11 protein-coding genes are annotated in these 17285 nt (G+C 66.7%); 8 read left to right on the top strand and 3 right to left on the bottom strand.

Features of this window, described 5'->3' with window-relative positions; translation table 11 throughout:
• Nucleotides 1-23 precede the first annotated feature (23 nt).
• Complete coding sequence (locus ABUA37_RS14050; RefSeq protein WP_349899837.1) at nt 24-1016, bottom strand: alpha/beta hydrolase; 993 nt, start codon at nt 1014-1016, stop codon at nt 24-26.
• Nucleotides 1017-1297: 281 nt separating this feature from the next.
• Here ABUA37_RS14050 and ABUA37_RS14045 point away from each other — a divergent pair, with 281 nt between their 5' ends.
• On the top strand, nt 1298-3508 hold the full coding sequence (locus ABUA37_RS14045; RefSeq protein WP_349899836.1) for a DEAD/DEAH box helicase: 2211 nt from the start codon (nt 1298-1300) through the stop codon (nt 3506-3508).
• 100 nt (nt 3509-3608) lie between these two features.
• Here the strand turns inward: ABUA37_RS14045 and ABUA37_RS14040 are convergent, their stop codons facing one another.
• Complete coding sequence (locus ABUA37_RS14040; RefSeq protein ID WP_349899835.1) at nt 3609-3842, bottom strand: hypothetical protein; 234 nt, start codon at nt 3840-3842, stop codon at nt 3609-3611.
• Nucleotides 3843-5268: 1426 nt separating this feature from the next.
• Here ABUA37_RS14040 and ABUA37_RS14035 point away from each other — a divergent pair.
• A complete protein-coding gene (locus tag ABUA37_RS14035) occupies nt 5269-6507 on the top strand; it encodes an acyl-CoA dehydrogenase family protein (protein WP_349899834.1) in 1239 nt (412 codons plus the stop codon).
• A 346-nt stretch (nt 6508-6853) separates the two neighbouring features.
• Here the strand turns inward: ABUA37_RS14035 and ABUA37_RS14030 are convergent, their stop codons facing one another.
• Nucleotides 6854-7768: an endonuclease domain-containing protein gene (locus ABUA37_RS14030; protein WP_349899833.1), complete on the bottom strand. Its 915-nt coding sequence runs from the start codon at nt 7766-7768 to the stop codon at nt 6854-6856.
• 330 nt (nt 7769-8098) lie between these two features.
• Here ABUA37_RS14030 and kynA point away from each other — a divergent pair, with 330 nt between their 5' ends.
• The 6 genes from kynA to ABUA37_RS14000 all read left to right on the top strand — a co-directional run bounded on the left by kynA (nt 8099) and on the right by ABUA37_RS14000 (nt 17282).
• Nucleotides 8099-8953, top strand: a complete 855-nt coding sequence (gene kynA, locus ABUA37_RS14025) for a tryptophan 2,3-dioxygenase (protein WP_349899832.1) — start codon at nt 8099-8101, stop codon at nt 8951-8953.
• Nucleotides 8950-10014 carry an amidohydrolase family protein gene (locus tag ABUA37_RS14020; protein ID WP_349899831.1) on the top strand — a complete coding sequence of 355 codons (1065 nt, stop codon included), beginning with the start codon at nt 8950-8952 and terminating at the stop codon, nt 10012-10014. The genes kynA and ABUA37_RS14020 overlap by 4 nt, the downstream gene beginning before the upstream one ends.
• Nucleotides 10011-11252 (top strand): kynureninase, encoded by a 1242-nt coding sequence (locus tag ABUA37_RS14015; RefSeq protein WP_349899830.1) that lies wholly within the window; start codon nt 10011-10013, stop codon nt 11250-11252. The genes ABUA37_RS14020 and ABUA37_RS14015 overlap by 4 nt, the downstream gene beginning before the upstream one ends.
• Nucleotides 11249-12058 carry a PaaX family transcriptional regulator gene (locus ABUA37_RS14010; RefSeq protein ID WP_349899829.1) on the top strand — a complete coding sequence of 270 codons (810 nt, stop codon included), beginning with the start codon at nt 11249-11251 and terminating at the stop codon, nt 12056-12058. Before ABUA37_RS14015 ends, ABUA37_RS14010 begins: the two co-directional genes overlap by 4 nt.
• A 172-nt stretch (nt 12059-12230) precedes the next feature.
• A complete protein-coding gene (locus ABUA37_RS14005; RefSeq protein WP_349899828.1) occupies nt 12231-13091 on the top strand; it encodes an aldo/keto reductase in 861 nt (286 codons plus the stop codon).
• A 246-nt stretch (nt 13092-13337) separates the two neighbouring features.
• The gene (locus ABUA37_RS14000) at nt 13338-17282 is read left to right on the top strand and encodes an ExeM/NucH family extracellular endonuclease (protein ID WP_349899827.1); all 3945 of its coding nucleotides are present in this window, start codon (nt 13338-13340) and stop codon (nt 17280-17282) included.
• The last annotated feature ends 3 nt before the right edge of the window (nt 17283-17285 follow it).

Raw genomic sequence — 17285 nt, 5'->3', positions numbered from 1 at the left:
CACTCTTGCAGTCCAGCCGAGACTCAGTTGCCCAGGTGGGCGTGCAGGAAGTCCACAATGCGCGAGCGCAACTCGTCGTTCAGCATCGCGATCGAGTGACGAGTTCCCTTGACCGTGACGTAGGTCGTGTCGACGCCGGCCTTGCGCAGGGCGGCGACCAGCGCATCCGACTGCGGCTTCGGGATGCGCTCGTTGAGTGACTGGCCGATGAAGAAGGGCGGGTCGCTCGAGTCGACCTGGTACCTGGGGGAGGCATCCCTGGCCTGTGGACAGTCTCCGAAGCTCGTGCATCCGAGGTACTCGAGCTCGACCTGTTGGAACGCCGGCGGGGTGGTGCCGAGACCGAGCCCTGCCGCGGTGAGATCGGTCGGACCGCTCAGGTCGACGACGGCAGCGATGCGATCGCCCGTGGTGGTTGAGCCCTCGCCATCCGTGCCGAGGAGCGCTGCGAGGTTGCCTCCCGCGGAGCCGCCAAACGCGCCGATGCGCTTCGGATCGATGTTGTAGCGCGTTACCTGTGCGGGGTCGCGCAGCCAGCGAACGGCGGTGCGCACGTCGTCGATCTGTGCCGGGAATGCGTACTGAGGTGCCAGCCGGTAGTTCACCGAGAACGTGATGAAGCCGTTTCCCGCGAGCCACTGGCAGACCGCGCGCCAGTTGACGTCTGACTTGTCCCCGGCCCGCCAACTCCCGCCGTGCACCGCGAGCAGCGCCGGTCGCGGACTCTGCTCGGCGGTGCCGTCGGTCGCCGCCTTCGGAAAGCAGATGTCGAGCGTGAGCGGGGCGGCGTCCGCGGTTCCATAGACGACGTTCTCGGTCACCGGGATGCTGGGGTCGGTCTTCACCTGCGGGTACACCGGCTGGGCCGCCGGCTTCACGCGCACGGATTCGGTGCCGCTAGGAGCGCACCCGGCGAGCAGCCCGGTCAGGAGCGTCAGGGCCACGAGGCACGCGGATGCCGCACGCTTCCGTCGAGGCGAGCCTGCGCGAGAGAGCCGGTTGATGTTGGGGACCAATCTGTGAGCGGAAGCCAGCTGAGGGCTGGGAGTCTGGCTAATCTAATGCGCTTGGCTGCGCAATCCGGTAATGTAGTGCAGTCGGCTCTAGACATCGCGAAGTCTCGCGAATGGGTTTGTAAGTCTTTCGGGCCGGTTTCTCTACCTCTCAACTACTCCTGAGCAGGTCCTGAGAAAAATCACGTATGTGAACGGTCCTGGTCAAAGAACGCCCGGGTTCCTGCAGAAGCGCAGCTTGTTGGTTGCGCGCTGCCATGCAACTACATAACCCGGAAAGAACCATGCCTACAAACAAATTCAACGCGGGCAAAAAGCCGGCAGCCGGCCGACCCGTCAAGAAATACAACTCCGCCGGTAGCTCCAAGCCCGGCAGCCGCAGCGAGGGACACCGCGGATTTCACGCCGACGCCGCTCCTGTGAAGAAGCAGCGCTGGAACGCGGATGACCGCGCCTCTCGCACCGGCGACCGCGCGGGTGCAGCATCCGATCGTCGTCCCAACTGGACGCCGTCGAACGAGCGCCCCGCGCGCGCGGCACACGGAGACCGGGCTCAGCGTCCGTCTTACGGCGACCGCCCGCAGCGCACGGAACGTCCCTCGTACGGCGACCGCCCGCAGCGCACCGAGCGTCCCTCGTACGGCGACCGCGCCCAGCGCACCGAGCGTCCGAGCTACAACGACCGCACCGAGCGTCCCTCCTACGGCGATCGCCCCGCGCGCACGGAGCGTGCCTCCTACGGCGACCGCGCGCAGCGCAATGAGCGTCCGAGCTATGGCGACCGCCCCTCTCGCCCGTCCTACGGTGATCGCCCGGCCACGAACGACCGCAACCCGCGCGGTGAGCGTCCGAGCTACAACGATCGCGCGCCTCGCACGGATCGCCCGTCCTACGACGACAAGCGCTCGTCGCGTCCCTCCTATGGTGACCGCACCGAGCGCCCCGCCTACAACGACCGCGCTCCGCGCACCGAGCGCCCCAGCTACGGCGAGCGCACGGAGCGCCCGAGCTATGGCGACCGTCCGGCCCGCTCGAACTACGCGGATCGCGGCACTGACCGTGCATCGCGCCCCTCCTATGGCGATCGCACCGAGCGACCGGCCCCCACCGAGCGTCCGAGCTACGGCGACCGGCCCGCTCGCGACCGCCCCTCGTACGACCGTCCCAAGCGTTCCTACGATGACCGCCCACCGCGTCGCGACTTCGCCGAGCGCCCCGCACGCCGCGACAGCGACTTGTACCCCGCGCGCAACGCCGGCCACTCCGGCCAGCACGAAGACGTGGTCCTCGAGCACCTCGAGGCCCAGGTCGTCACCGCCGCCGAGGTGAATGGCACGACCTGGGGCGACCTGGGTATCGGCGACAACATGACGCGCCAGCTCACGGCCATGGGAGCCGAGACGCCGTTCCCGATCCAGGCAGCAACCATTCCGGATGTCCTGGCCGGCAAGGATGTCCTCGGTCGCGGCAAGACCGGCTCCGGTAAGACGATCGCCTTCGGCGCACCGCTTGTTGAGCGCCTGATGGAGAACCACGGAGGCGCCGGACGCAAGCCGGGCCGCAAGCCGCGCGCCCTCATCCTGGCCCCGACTCGCGAACTCGCCATGCAGATCGACCGCACGGTGCAGCCGATCGCGCGCAGCGTCGGCCTGTTCACCACGACCATCGTGGGCGGCGTGCCGCAGTTCAAGCAGGTGTCGAGCCTTCAGCGCGGCGTCGACATCGTGATCGCCACCCCCGGCCGGGTCGAAGACCTCATCGAGCAGGGCCGCCTCGACCTGAGCGAGGTCTTCGTGACCGTGCTCGACGAGGCCGACCACATGTGCGACCTGGGCTTCCTCGAGCCGGTGCAGCGCATCCTTGACGAGACGAAGGAAGGCGGCCAGAAGCTGCTGTTCTCCGCGACTCTCGACAAGGGCGTCGCCACCCTCGTCAAGCAGTACCTCAAGGACCCCGCAGTTCACGAGGTCGCCGGCGAAGATCAGGCCTCGTCCACCATCGACCACCGCGTGCTGCTCATCGAGCAGCGCGACAAGTTCCGCATCATCGAGGAACTCGCGGCCGGCGACAACAAGACGCTCATCTTCGCGCGCACCCGCGCCTTTGCCGAGCAGCTTGCCGACCAGCTCGAGGAGGCCGGGATTCCGGCGACGAGCCTGCACGGTGACCTCAACCAGTCCCGCCGCACGCGCAATCTCTCGCTGCTGACGAGCGGTCGCGTCAACGTGCTGGTAGCGACGGATGTTGCCGCCCGCGGCATCCACGTCGACGACATCACGCTCGTGATCCAGGCCGACCCGCCGGACGAGTACAAGACCTACCTGCACCGCGCCGGTCGTACCGGTCGCGCCGGCAAGGTCGGAACCGTCGTGACTCTCGTCTCGCGTGCGCGCCGCCGCCGCATGGACGAGCTGCTCGTCCGCGCCGAGATCGAGGCGTCGATGACCAACGTCGTCCCCGGCGACAGTGTGATCGAGGAGCTCGCCGCGCTGTAGAAGCCCGTTCCCTGAGCTTGTCGAAGGGAAACCAACGGCGCTCATCCCTCGCGGGGTGGGCGCCGTTGGTCGCGGTGTGAGGATGGTCCTGACGGGAGATCTATTTCGCGCCGAGATTATCTTCGGGGCGGACCTGTATTGCTTCCAATGCGTCGCACAAGAGCACGGCCTCGATGCACGCGCGAGTGCCGGCCACGATGGTGCTGTCGAAATCGATCTCGGTCACGACAAACCATGCGTGGTCTGCAGGCCACCAGAGGTTAGCAATTCGCTCGCCTGGCGGCAATTGGAATGAGTGGATGGCCTCAGACAATGCACCCGCGAACAGCCCCATTCTCCGTGTCGAGGAGTCGAAGCGGGGGCCGCCTGGCAGCTCTGCGCGACCCCAGCCCTCCCACAAACCGAAGAAGCACTCGTTGGGTGATTCCGTGAATGAGGAGAGAGCGCGTGCAAGTGATTCGGCCTCGCGTGCGGACATCGTGCCTCTGCGTGGGGCGCTTCCCCAGGACACCCCTTCGGAATCTGCTTCAATCTCAGCCCATTGGGTGGTGGGTTCGAGCACCCGGCCATTTATTTCCCCAACATCGCGCCACGACCGCGGCGTACCGTCACTCGAGGTGACGCCGTGAAGGATGCGAGCGTAGGCCGGGAAAGCGGCGGGAACGAAGCTGCCCACATGGGAGCGCAATGTCTTGGTGCCCGCCGTCACCCAAGCTGCAGGAGCGCGATCTATTGCTGGTTTCAACTGATGAGTCTCGAGTCAATCGCTCGTTGTCGGCTAACCTCTTCGCACGGCGCTGACTTCATAAACAACCACATCATCTTGGGTGCTTGCAGCGGCGAGCCCAGAGGTACTGCAATTGACAGAACGCTTAATTCCGGTGCCCTCTACATTCGCCACGTGCGGCGTGTACCCCGACGGGAACGTGATCGTGCCTGAACCAATACCCCAGTACGTGCCATTGACGCAAGGCTTTGCGGCGTTGGAGTCCTTGTAGTTCGTGTTGAATGCTTGCGCCCAACCGTTTGACGATTGCTTGCCGCGCAGTCCGGTTGTCGTGTAGATCGCGTCGACGGTTCCGCTGCACAAAATGTCTGACGAAACGTTTATCGTTCCAGATACGTGGCCCGAGTTGTGCGGATAGTGAACTGCAAGCTTGCAAGTAATCACGGACCCCCATGGCCCAGTCGCGGCCTGCGCCGGTGCTGCTCCAAAGCTTCCCGCGATTATCAGTCCTAAAGTCGTGAAGACCAAGGCATGGATTTTTCGAGATTTTCGCATCGGACGGGCTCTCTCTTTAAGCAAGTTCGGGTCCCGGCTACGGACATCTGCGATTGCGGATGTCGTTACACTCTCTGGCAGCAGTGTTCGAATGTCAATTGCTTTTCCGTGAATGAGCTTGAAGTCGAAGCACCTTGCAGACCACGAGGGCGTCGCAGGCAGTCCTGCCACGTCGCTGCACGGTGACCTCAACCACTCCGGGCGATGCCGTGATCGAGCAGCTCGCAGCGCTGTAGTCGTCAGCTTCACACGGAAGGCGCTCATCCCTCAGGGGTGGGCGCCTTCTGCTTGTGCGGGTGCCGTCGGCGTCGTCACGAATCGCAACCTGCGTGCACATGGCGTCACGATCATTGCTGCAGAGGACGCCCTGCGGGTACCGTCGCAGCCATGTCGGCGCTGGCGGCCGTCGGGCCGAGGGCCTCCATGCCGGCCGTCGACCGACATCCGTCGCTGCGTCACGCCAACGAAAGGTCGAACCATGCCCACTGCCACAGTCGCCTCCGAGGTCGACTACTCGAGTCTGACCGCCGTGTTCCGTCCGATCTTCGAGCGCATCGCAGCCGGCGCGCTCGAGCGTGAGAAGGAACAGAGACTCGGCTACGCAGAGATCAAGGAACTGACGGATGCCCGCTTCGGCGCCCTGCGTGTGCCGGTTGCACACGGCGGATTCGGCGCATCGCTCCCGCAATTGTTTCGCCTCCTGACCGAACTCGCGGCCGCGGACTCGAACATCCCGCAGGCACTTCGCGGACACTTCGCCTTCGTCGAGGATCGGCTCGTGTCGAAGGGCCCGCAGCGGGAGGTGTGGCTCGAGAGGTTCGCCGCCGGGCAGATCGCTGGAAATGCCTGGACGGAGATCGGTGCCGTGAAGATCGGGGATGTGATCACCAAGGTCAGCCCGATCGAGGGCGGCGACGGCGCTCAGTTTCACGTCAATGGCACCAAGTATTACTCCACCGGCAGCATCTTCGCGGACTGGATCGACACCTTCGCCCAGCGCACCGACAATGACGTCAAGGTGATCGCCGTGGTCGACGCGCACCAGGACGGCGTGAGTCACCAGCATGACTGGGATGGCTTCGGCCAGCGCACCACCGGCTCCGGCACCAGCACCTTCGTGAACGCCGTGGTGCCTGCGGAGAACGTGATCGACTTCGACACCCGCTTCAAATACCAGACCGCGTTCTATCAGGGTGTGCTGCTTTCGGTGCTCGCCGGTTCGATCAAGGCGGCCGAGCGCGACATCGCGGCGGAGGTACGCAATCGCACCCGCATCTTCTCGCACGGCAACTCCGACTCCTTTGCCAGCGATCCGCAGATCCTGCAGGTGATCGGTCAGGTGTCCGCGGCCGGGTACGCGGCGGAGGCAACCGTCGAGCGCGCCGCCCGTGCGCTTCAGGGTGCCTACGAGGGTGCATTCCTCGACGACGAGATCGAGGACGAGCGCCTCAACGACCTCGCGGAGCTCGAAACCGCGCAGGCCCAGGTCGTGCTGACGGCGCTGGCCACGCACGCGACGTCGGATGTCTTCGACGCCCTCGCGGCATCCGGTGTAAGTGTAAAGAAGGGCTTCGACCGCCACTGGAGGAACGCGCGCACTGCTGCGAACCACAACCCCTGGGTGTTCAAGGCGCGCATCATCGGTGACTACGTGGTCAACGGTGTGACCCCACCGCGCGTGTGGGCGATCGGTGCCGGGCCAGACAAGAAGAGCTGAGGAGCCTTGCCGAGGCGAGTCTGGCCTTCCCCGGCACCGTAGATTGAGGGCATGTCAATCGTTCATCGCTTCTACCTTCGCTGCATGGCGCTGGCCGCGGAACCGGCCCAACTCGTCGTGACATCCTTCGGCGGCGGGAACGGCGATCCGGACGTCTATGGTGAGGGAACTATTCGCCGCTCAGCGCGAAAAGGAGGAGGATCGCGCCGCTCGTGAGCGAGTTCTCCTCCTATCCGGTCGCTCGGAGTCGGGCGGTGGTCCCGAAGCAGGTGCTCCGGGGCAGCAGTGGTCGAGAGCGGTGCTCCGCAGCGGGAGTGGCCCCCAGCAGTTGTGGTTCCGCGGTAGTTCAGGCGAACGTGACGCCGTTCACCATTTCGAGGATGGTCGCAATGGTCTCGTCCCAGCTGCCGAACACCTCCGCGTAGCCGAACCGCAGCACCCGATAGCCGGCACGGATCAGTCGATTGGTGCGAATCCTGTCTTTGACCGGGTCGTGCCATTCGTCGCCGTCCAACTCCACGATCAGCCAGCCGTCGATGACAATGTCGACCCGGTGCTCGCCGATCTGCACCTGCTGCTGTAGGCGAAGACCCAGCTGCTCGAGCCGAAATCGTACGATGGTCTCCATTCCCGACTCGCCGAGGAAGTTCAGGCGGGCCATGGCCCGACGCTGGTGTCGAGGCAAATGAGTGAGGAGCAGCGCCACCGCGCTGCGCGACAATCGCTTCTTGTGCACGGCGCTTTCGAGCACGGCGGCGATCTGCTCATGGGGCTCGTGGCGCGCGAACTGCACAATTGCTTCCGCCACTGAGACTCGCCAGGCCGCCGCAGCGCTGGGCGCGCTGCGGCGGGGGACCGCAGTCGCGGCTGAGGTCGGAAGCACGGCCTCGATCGGACGTGCCCAGTGGGTGACGACGCCGCTCGGAATAAACATTGGCAGTGAGAACTGCGCGATCGGGGTCGAGGGATGCTGGTTCACCCTGTGCGCGTTGGCTGGAACCTGCAGGTGCACTCGTCGGTCATCCCCCGCCCAGACGTCGTACGAACGCAGTGCGGTCGCGCCGGTGAGTCGCGCTCCTCTGAGAACGGCAATGATCGCCAGCTGGTTGGCTTGCGGCGTCGCGACCCACCCGGCTCTGACGGCTAACAGCTTTCCCTCATTGAGCGCCCGGTCGACTTGGTGTCGCCCGATTCTCAGTTCGGCCAGCTGTCTTCTGGCGGCGAGATGCCCGAGCCTGGCCATCGCGGACGAGAGATGCATGGCGCCAGTGTCGCCCACGCCATGCGCTAGAGGATGGGGCCGTGCCACTTTGAGGAACACTTCTGCGGAAGGCATCGTGTGGAGGAGTGGCTGGTCCCGGGTCGAGACGGTCCGGCCCCGAATGCCGGAATGAGGGACGTTCCTGGGGTTCAGCGCGAAAAGGAGGAGGATTTTGCCGCTGGCATGCGAGTTCTCCTCCTTTCGGGTTGCCGACCATCCGGCTGGACCGACGGATTGGTCTGTTTCGACGTAGCTCGGACATACGGACCACGACGCACGGGTGTGACGCTTCCCTAGCGACCGTCGCGAATATGTAATACGGTGGCTCGCATGGCTGACACCGCGAGCAACGAGCGCATTATTGAGTCCGAGATCGTCACGGACTTCAAAGACCGGATGAGCTACGGCTCGTACCTGCAACTCGACAAGCTGCTCGCCGCGCAGGTTCCGGTGAGCGATCCCGTGCACCACGACGAGGTGCTGTTCATCATCCAGCACCAGACGAGCGAACTGTGGCTCAAGCTCATGCGGCACGAGCTGCTCTCCGCGCGGGCGCTCATCGCCGCCGACGAACTGCAGGTGGCGCTCAAGCGCATCGCCCGCGTCAAGCACATCCAGCGGCAGCTGACCGAGCAGTGGTCCGTGCTGGCAACGCTGACGCCCACCGAGTACGCCCAATTTCGCGGCTACCTGGGCAACGCATCCGGCTTTCAGTCGTACCAGTATCGCGCCGTCGAGTTTCTGCTCGGCAACAAGAACGCGGGCATGCTCCGGGTGTTCGAGTCGAACCCTGAGGCGCACGAACTGCTGTCGACACTGCTCGCCGAGCCGAGCGTGTACGACGAGTTCCTGCGCTACCTCGCCCGTCACGGATTCGACGTACCGGCCTCGGTGCTCGATCGCGATGTCACCCAGGGCTACGCGTTCCACGAGGAGCTCGTCGACACCTTCCGCGAGATCTACGAGCACCCGGAGGAGCACTGGCTCGCCTACGAGACCTGCGAGGAGTTCGTCGACCTCGAAGACAACTTCCAACTGTGGCGCTTCCGGCACGTGAAGACCGTGATGCGCATCATCGGCACCAAGCGTGGCACCGGCGGATCGAGCGGGGTCAGCTTTCTGCAGAAGGCACTCGACCTCACCTTCTTCCCCGAGCTCTTTGCAGTGCGCACGGAGATCCGGTGACCCTCCCTTCGGTCCCTGAGCCTGTCGAAGGGCGGATGACGGATGACGCTTCGACAAGCTCAGCGACCGTGTTCACCGTCGACGAGTGCTGGGCGGGGGAGTGGCTCGGGTCGAGCGTCGTTGTTGCAGACGCGCGCGGCTTCCGGCTGGCGACGGATGCCGACCCAGCGCCATCCGGGCACCTGGCGGGCACGCTGCTCCCGGGCTTCCGCGACGCGCACGTGCACCTCGGGCTGGTGGACGGCAGCGCGCTGCCCGCGGCGGGCATCGCGGCCGTCGACGACTTCGGCTGGGACCTCGAGACCGCTCGCGGGTGGGCCGATGCCGCCGATCTGCCCTCCGTGCGCTACGCCGGCCAGCTGCTGACCGCCCCCGGGGGCTATCCGAGCGGGAGCGGCTGGGCGCCCACGGGGGCCGTCGCGACCGTGACCTCGGTCGGGGACGCCGCGCAGGCCGTCGACCGGCAGCTCGACGCGGGCGCGAGCTTCATCAAGGTCGCCCTCAACTCCGACGCGGGGCCTGTCTTCGACGACGCCACCCTGCACGCGATCGTCGGCCACGCCCACGCTCGCGGCGTGATCGTCGCCGCCCACGCGCAGGGCGCGGGCCAGGCGGCGCGCGCGTTCGAGGCCGGCGTCGACCGGCTCGCGCACGCGCCGTGGAGCGAGGAGCTCGGCGACGACCTCCTGGCGGCGATGGCGCGCAGCCAGAGCTGGGTGAGCACCCTCGACATCCACGGCTGGGGTCGCTACGGCCGCGACTTCGAGGTGGCACAGCGGAACGTGCGTCGCTTCGTCGCTCTCGGCGGCACGGTGCTCTATGGCACCGACCTCGGCAACGGCACGCTGCCGCTCGGCATCAACGCGCGCGAGCTGCGGGAGCTCGCGGATGCCGGGCTCGGCCCGGACGCGCTCGTCGACTCGATCGCCAGCATGCCCGCGGCGGCCGGCTTCGGTCCCCGCGCGAGCTACATCGCCGAGCCCCGCACACCGGACACTGCCGCGTGGCTGGCCACCGCATCCGTCCTCAGCATCGAGAGCCTGGAGGGACTTCTCTCATGACCGATCAACTCAGCGCGCTGCGCGATCGCGCAGCCTCACTCGACGCCGCCGACCCGATGGGCCACTACCGCGAGCTCTTCGTCGGCAGCGACGATCCCACCGTCGTGGCCTACCTCGACGGCAACTCGCTCGGCCGACCGGTCAGGGCGACGGCCGAACGCATGAGCCGCTTCGTGACCGAGGCCTGGGGCGGCAGGCTGATCCGCGGCTGGGACGAGAGCTGGATGGAGCTGCCGCTGCGCATCGGCGACTCGATTGGCGAGACGACGCTCGGCGCGGCGCACGGCCAGACCTTCGTCGGCGATTCGACCACCGTCATCCTCTACAAGCTCATTCGCGCGGCCACCGACGCGCGCCCAGGCCGCAGCGAGATCGTGCTCGACACCGAAAACTTTCCCACCGACCGCTTTCTGCTGCAGGGCATCGCGGATGAGCGCGGCAAGACCCTGCGCTGGGTCCAGTCCGACACGACCGCGGGCGTGACGCCCGAACAGGTTGCCGCCGCAGTGGGACCGCAGACCGCGCTCGTGGTGCTGAGCCACGTCGCCTACCGTTCGGGGTTCCTCGCCGACGCGCCGGAGATCACGCGCATCGCCCACGATGCCGGCGCGCTCGTGCTCTGGGACGTCTGCCACTCGGTCGGCGCGGTCGACCTGCAGCTCGACGCGTGGGGCGTCGACCTCGCGGTCGGCTGCACCTACAAGTACCTCAACGGCGGCCCTGGGGCTCCCGCCTTTGGGTACGTGCGTTCCGAACTGCAGTCCAGCCTGCGGCAACCCATCTGGGGCTGGATGGGCAGCAGCGAGCCCTTCGCGATGGGGCAGGACTACGAGCCCGCCGAGGGCATCCGTCGCTTCATCAGCGGCACCCCGGCGATCGTCGGCATGCTCGCCATGCAGGACATGCTCGAGCTCATCGCCGAGGCGGGCATGGGTGCGATCCGGGAGAAGTCGGTGGCGCTCACCGAGTTCGCGATCGAGGTGACGGATGCGCTGCTCGCCGAACACGGAGTGACGGTCGCCTCCCCGCGCGAGGCTTCCCGTCGCGGCAGCCACGTCACGCTGCGGCACGACGACTTTCGCTCGATCATGCCGGCGCTCTGGGAGCGAGGCGTGATTCCCGACTTCCGTGCGCCGAACGGGCTGCGCATCGGACTCTCGCCGCTCAGCACGAGCTTCACCGAGCTGTTCGCGGGTCTCGACGCCGTGCGAGAGCTGCTCGGCCGCCCGCACGCATGATCCTCGACGACTTCGATTCGCGGCCGGGCAGCGCGACGTCCCTGCTGCGCACCATCGTGGGCGCGTGCCTGCGCGAGCTGGGCGGACGCGTCTCGATCGGCCAGCTCATCCGGCTTCTCGGCGCCGTCGACATCTCCCCGGCTCACGCGAGAACGGCGGTGCTGCGGGTCAGCCGCAAGGGCCTCCTGCTGCCCGCCGGCGGCGGCGACTACCGCCTCAATCCGGATGCCGTTCACATGCTCGAAAACGGAGATCGCCGCATCTTCACCTTCCGTCAGATGCGCGACGGCGACCCGTGGTGCCTCATCTCGTTCTCGATACCGGAAACGCTGCGCGCAGAGCGGCACCAGTTGCGCAGACAGCTCACCTGGATCGGCTGCGGCACGGTGTCGCCGGCCCTGTGGATCTGCCCGGCCTTTCTCACCGACGAGGTCGAGGGCATCCTCGCCGAGCTCGGTCTGCGCCGTTTCGCCACGCTGTTCGAGACCGCGACACCGAGTCCCTCTGGTTCGCTCGCCGAGGCCGCGGCCGACTGGTGGGACCTCCCCTCCCTTGAGTCGCTGCACCACGGTTTCCTCGACGCCGCCGACGGTTTCGAGTTCACCGGCCCGGCGCCCGTGTCCGCCTTCGCGACCTGGATCCGCACGCTTGACGAGTGGCGCGTCATCCCGTATCTCGACCCCGGCCTGCCGCCGAGCGCGCTGCCCGCCGACTGGCCGGGCGCCGCATCCCTCGCCCGCTTCGAGCAGCTCATGGCGAGCAACGCGGATGCCGGCCGCGAGTTCGCACACGCGGGCGATCGCTAGCGCGGACGGAGGAATCTCTCCGGGATCCGCACGAAAAGAGGGAATTATTGCGGCACGAAGTCGGCTTTCTCCTTCATACCGGTCACACCGCAGTCACCGCGAGACGCTCACGAGCCCTTCATCTCAGAGCATTACGCTGGGCGAACTGCCTACACATACGGAAGAAGCCAGCATGAAGACTCGTACCATCGGAGACGTCACGGTCAGCGCAATCGGACTCGGCGGCATGCCCATGTCGATCGAGGGCCGGCCGGATGAGGCCCGCTCCATCGCCACCATCCACGCCGCGCTCGACGAAGGGGTCACCTTCTTCGACACCGCGGATGCGTACCATCTGCACGCGGGCGAGGTCGGCCACAACGAGTCGCTCTTCGCGAAGGCGATTGCGTCCTGGGGCGGCGACACCTCGAACGTCCTGGTCGCGACCAAGGGCGGCCACCTCCGCCCGGGCGATGGAACCTGGACGATCGACAGCAGCCCGGAGCACCTCAAGCAGGCGGCAGAGGCATCCCTCAGGCGCCTCGGTGGCGACGCGATCGGGCTCTACCAGCTGCACCGCCCCGACGTGAACGTGCCCTACGAGGATTCGGTCGGCGCCATCCGCGACCTGCTCGACGCCGGCACCATTCGCATGGCGGGCATCTCGAACGCCAACCCGCAGCAGATGAAGCTCGCCCAGGAGATCCTCGGCGGCCGCCTCGTCTCGGTGCAGAACCAGTTCTCGCCCTCCTACCGTTCGAGCGAACCGGAACTCGAGCTCGCCGATGAGATGGGCATCGCCTTCCTGCCGTGGAGCCCGCTCGGCGGCATCTCGAACGCGGCGGAGCTGGGAAGCCGCTTCGCGCCGTTCCAGAAGATCGCGGATGAGCGCGGCCTGACCCCGCAAGTCGTCGCGCTGGCCTGGCACCTGTCCAAGTCCCCGCACGTGATCCCGATCCCGGGTGCATCGCGGCCCGAGAGCATCCGCAACTCGGTGCAGGCCGTGGACGTGACGCTGACGCCGGAGGAGATCGCCGCGCTCGACGCCGCCTGACCCACGGAACACCTTCCGCGAGTTGCCCACTTTTGCCCCAGTATCGGCCCACTTCGGGCATTGGAGGGGCGGATGTGGGCAACTCGCGTTTTGGCGCGCGGATGACGCGCACGCGAACGGCAGCTGACTTTTCGATTTTCCTCTCGACACGACTGAACAACCCTGTCTAGGGTGAACAGTGGCCCCCGATTGGGGGGCACGCTCATTCGGGTGGGCGCGGGGTCCGACAGGGGAGTCGATCGAATCATGAGATGGCGCACGCAATCAGCGGCACTGGCAACGGCACTGGCTCTCGGACTTTCTGTCCTCGCGGCTCCGAGCGCAGCGCTCGCCGCGACACCGGACCACAGCATCGCCCAGGTGCAGGGAACCGGCAGCTCCACCCCGCTCGCGGGGCAGACCGTCACCGTCGAGGGAGTGGTTACCGCCGACTACCGCGGAGCGAGCAACTTCCGCGGCCTGTTCATCCAGTCCGCCACCTCCGCCGGCATCGCCGGCGCATCCGATGGCATCTTCGTCTACCTCAACCAGGCCAACCCCTCCGTCGCCATCGGTGACCTCGTCGACGTCACCGGTGTCGCAGGCGAGAACGGCGGCCAGACGCAGATCGCCGCCACCGACGCCAGCCAGGTCACGCTCGTGACCGCGGCGGTCGGCGTGCCCGCCGCAACGGACCTGCCCGACAGCGTCGTCGGCACGGCGCGCGAGGCCTTCGAGGGCATGCTCGTCAAGCCGACCGGCAACTACTACCTCAGCTCCAGCCACCAGCTCTACAACTTCGGAACGCTCTGGCTCAGCGCGGGCGCCATGGCCGTCAAGAGCACCGAGACGACGGATGCCGGTCCCCAGGCCGACGCGATCGCCGCGGCCAATCGCGCGAAGCGACTGCTCGTCGACGACGGGTACAGCATCCGGGTCGACAACAGCGCCCACCCCGGCACGCAGCCCTTCTTCACGAAGGACGTCGTCGTGCGCAACGGGGACCGCTTCGTTCCGGCAGCCAAGGCCATGGTGCTGGGCGAGGGGTTCGGCGACTACCGACTCGAACCGAGCATCCCGATCAATGACGCGAGCCCGGCCGAGTACAAGCCGACCTTCCAGACGCTCAACCCTCGCCCGGCAACCTCGCCGAATGTGGGCGGCGACTTTGCCGTCGCGTCGTTCAACGTCGAGAACTACTTCACCGACTTCGGCGGGGATGCGCGCGGCGCGGCCAGCGACGCCCAGTTCGCCATCCAGAAGTCGAAGGTGGTCGCGGGCATCCTCGGCCTGAACGCCAGCATCGTCACCCTCGAGGAGATCGAGAACTCGATCAAGTTCGGGCATCCGGTCGACACCTCGCTCGCCGACCTGGTCGACGCGCTGAACGCGAAGGCGGGTGCCGGAACCTGGGCCTACGTGCCGACCCCGGCGGCGCTCGCGGACGCCGCATCCACGACCGATTTCATCACCAACGCCATCATCTACAGGCCGGCCGCGGTCACGCGGGTCGGCGACAGCTTTGCGGATGTCGACGAGACGGTCTGGGACATCGCTCGCGAGCCCATCGCCCAGACCTTCGATGTCGACGGCAAGATCATCACCGTGATCGGCAACCACTTCAAGTCGAAGGGTGGCGACGGCGCGGAGCCAGCGGACGGACAGGGCCGCTTCAACGCCGAAAGGGTGGAGCAGGCGAACAGCCTCATCGCCTTCATCAAGACGATTACCGACGACCCGGCCAAGGGTAAGAACGTGCTCTCGCTCGGGGACTACAACTCCTACGCACAGGAGGACCCGATCCAGGCGCTCACCGGCGCCGGGCTCGTGGACCTGCTGCCGACCAGGACCGACAACCAGTACACCTACACCTTCGACGGCGAGCTCGGATCGCTCGACCACGCCATCGCCACGAAGGCGCTCGCGGACTCGGTGACCGGCATCGGCGTGTGGTCAATCAACTCCCCGGAGTGGAGCGATCGCGGCTATGCCTATCCGCAGGCGGAGGCGGGAACGCCGTTCCGTTCGAGCGACCATGACCCGATCAAGATCGGGCTGAGTGACACCGTTGCTCCGGTCAATATCGACATCATGACGATCAACGACTTCCATGGTCGTCTCGAGGCATCGAAGCCCGCCGCGGGCGCTGCGGTGCTCGGCGGCATGGTCGATGCCTACCGCGCGGCGAACCCGAACACGCTGTTCGTGTCTGCGGGCGACAACATCGGCGCATCCACCTTCACCTCGTTCATTCAGGATGACCAGCCGACCATCGACGCCCTCAACACCATCGGGCTGGATGCGAGCGCGCTCGGCAATCACGAGTTCGACAAGGGAACATCCGATCTGAACGGCCGCGTCATTCCGGCGGCGACGTTCCCGTACCTGTCGGCGAACCTCTACAAGAAGGGCACCACGACTCCGGCGTATCAGCCGTATTCGCTCAAGACGGTCGACGGCATCACGGTTGGCTTCATCGGCGCAGACACCGAGGAGCTGCACTCCCTGGTCAGTCCGGCCGGGATCGCTGACCTCGACGTCGGTGCGATCGTGCCGGCCGTCAACCGCGTCGCCGACCAGCTGAGCGACGGCGATCAAGCCAACGGCGAGGCGGATGTCATCGTCCTGCTCGTGCACGAGGGAGCAACTACCTCTGCGCTGAGTTCGGCGACAGATGATTCGGCCTTCGGCACGATCAACAAGGGCGTCGACGCCAACGTCGACGCGATCGTCGCCGGTCACACCCACGTGGTGTTCGACCAGGACGTCGCCGTTCCGGGAACCTCGGGCACGCGACCGGTGATCGAGGCCGGCAAGTACGGCGAGAACTACGGTCACCTCGACATCACCGTCGACCCGACCACGAAGAAGATCGTCTCCTCCGACGGCGAGGTGCTTCCCCTGTTCGGCGCCTTCCCGCCGAACGCGGATGTCGCGAAGATCGTCTCGGATGCCGTGGCCGTCGCCGACGTCAAGGGTGCGGTCAAGGTGGGAGAGATCACCGCTGACTTCAACCGGGCGGTGCAGAGCAACGGCGAGGAGAACCGCGGCGGCGAATCGACGCTCGGCAACTTCGTGGCCGACGTGCAACTCGACGCGACCAAGGATGCCGGTGCCCAGCTCGCCCTGATGAACCCGGGCGGCTTGCGCACCGACCTCACCTACGCGTCGAGCGGGCCGGGAGACCCGGACGGCAACGTCACCTACAAGGAGGCGGCGAGCGTGCAGCCCTTCGCCAACACCCTGGTGACGATGACGCTCACGGGAGCCCAGCTGAAGTCGGTGCTCGAGGAGCAGTGGCAACCCACCGGGGCGAGCAGGCCCTTCCTCAAGCTCGGTGTCTCCAAGTCGCTGAAGTACACCTACGACCCGACGGCAGCGGCGGGCGATCACATCGACGCGATCTATGTGAACGGCAAGCTGGTAACGGCCGGCGACAGCTTCAAGGTCGTCGTGAACTCATTCCTCGCGTCGGGTGGCGACAACTTCACCACCCTCGCGTCTGGAACGAACGCCGCCGACTCGGGCAAGATCGACCTGCAGAGCATGGTCGACTACTTCACGGCGAACCCCGTCGCGACGCCCGACTACGCACAGCGCGCGGTCGGAGTCACGCTCTCCGCACCGGATGCCGATGGCTACAGCGTCGGCGACACCGTCACGCTCGGGCTCTCGTCGCTTCTGTTCAGCAACGGCGAACCGAACTCCGGGACCGTCACGGTGAGCGCGGGCGACACCGTGCTCGGCTCCGCAGTCATCGATCCGGCGATCGTCGACACCACGGATGAGGTGGGCCGCGCATCCGTCACCGTCACGATCCCGGCGGGTACAGCCCCGGGCGCGTTCCCCCTCACGGTCGCGGTGGCGTCGACGGGCACGAGCATCCAGGTGCCGCTGGAGGTGACCGGGTCCGTGGTGACGGAACCGCAGCGCACCTATACGAGCGGTTGGCTGAACCACCTGTTCGCGTCCGCGCACGCGACGGTGAAGTACACGGTGAGCGTGCGCACACAGGACGGACCGGCGAGCGGTGACGTCGTCATCTACGACGGTTCCCGCCAGATCGCCACGGCGACTCTCGGAGCGGACGGGCGAGCCAAGGTGACCCTGCCGAAGCTGAAGCGTGGCATCCACCTGGTGACGGCCAGATTCACGGGGAGCGACGCCTTTGCCGCGTCGACCGCCTGGCCGAGCCTCCTGATCGTCTGGTAGCAC

Origin of the sequence: Parafrigoribacterium soli (assembly GCF_040227235.1) — a bacterium.
Lineage (GTDB): Bacteria > Actinomycetota > Actinomycetes > Actinomycetales > Microbacteriaceae > Parafrigoribacterium_A > Parafrigoribacterium_A soli.
Note: the sequence above shows the minus strand (reverse complement) of the source record. Positions and strands in the feature narration are given on the sequence as shown.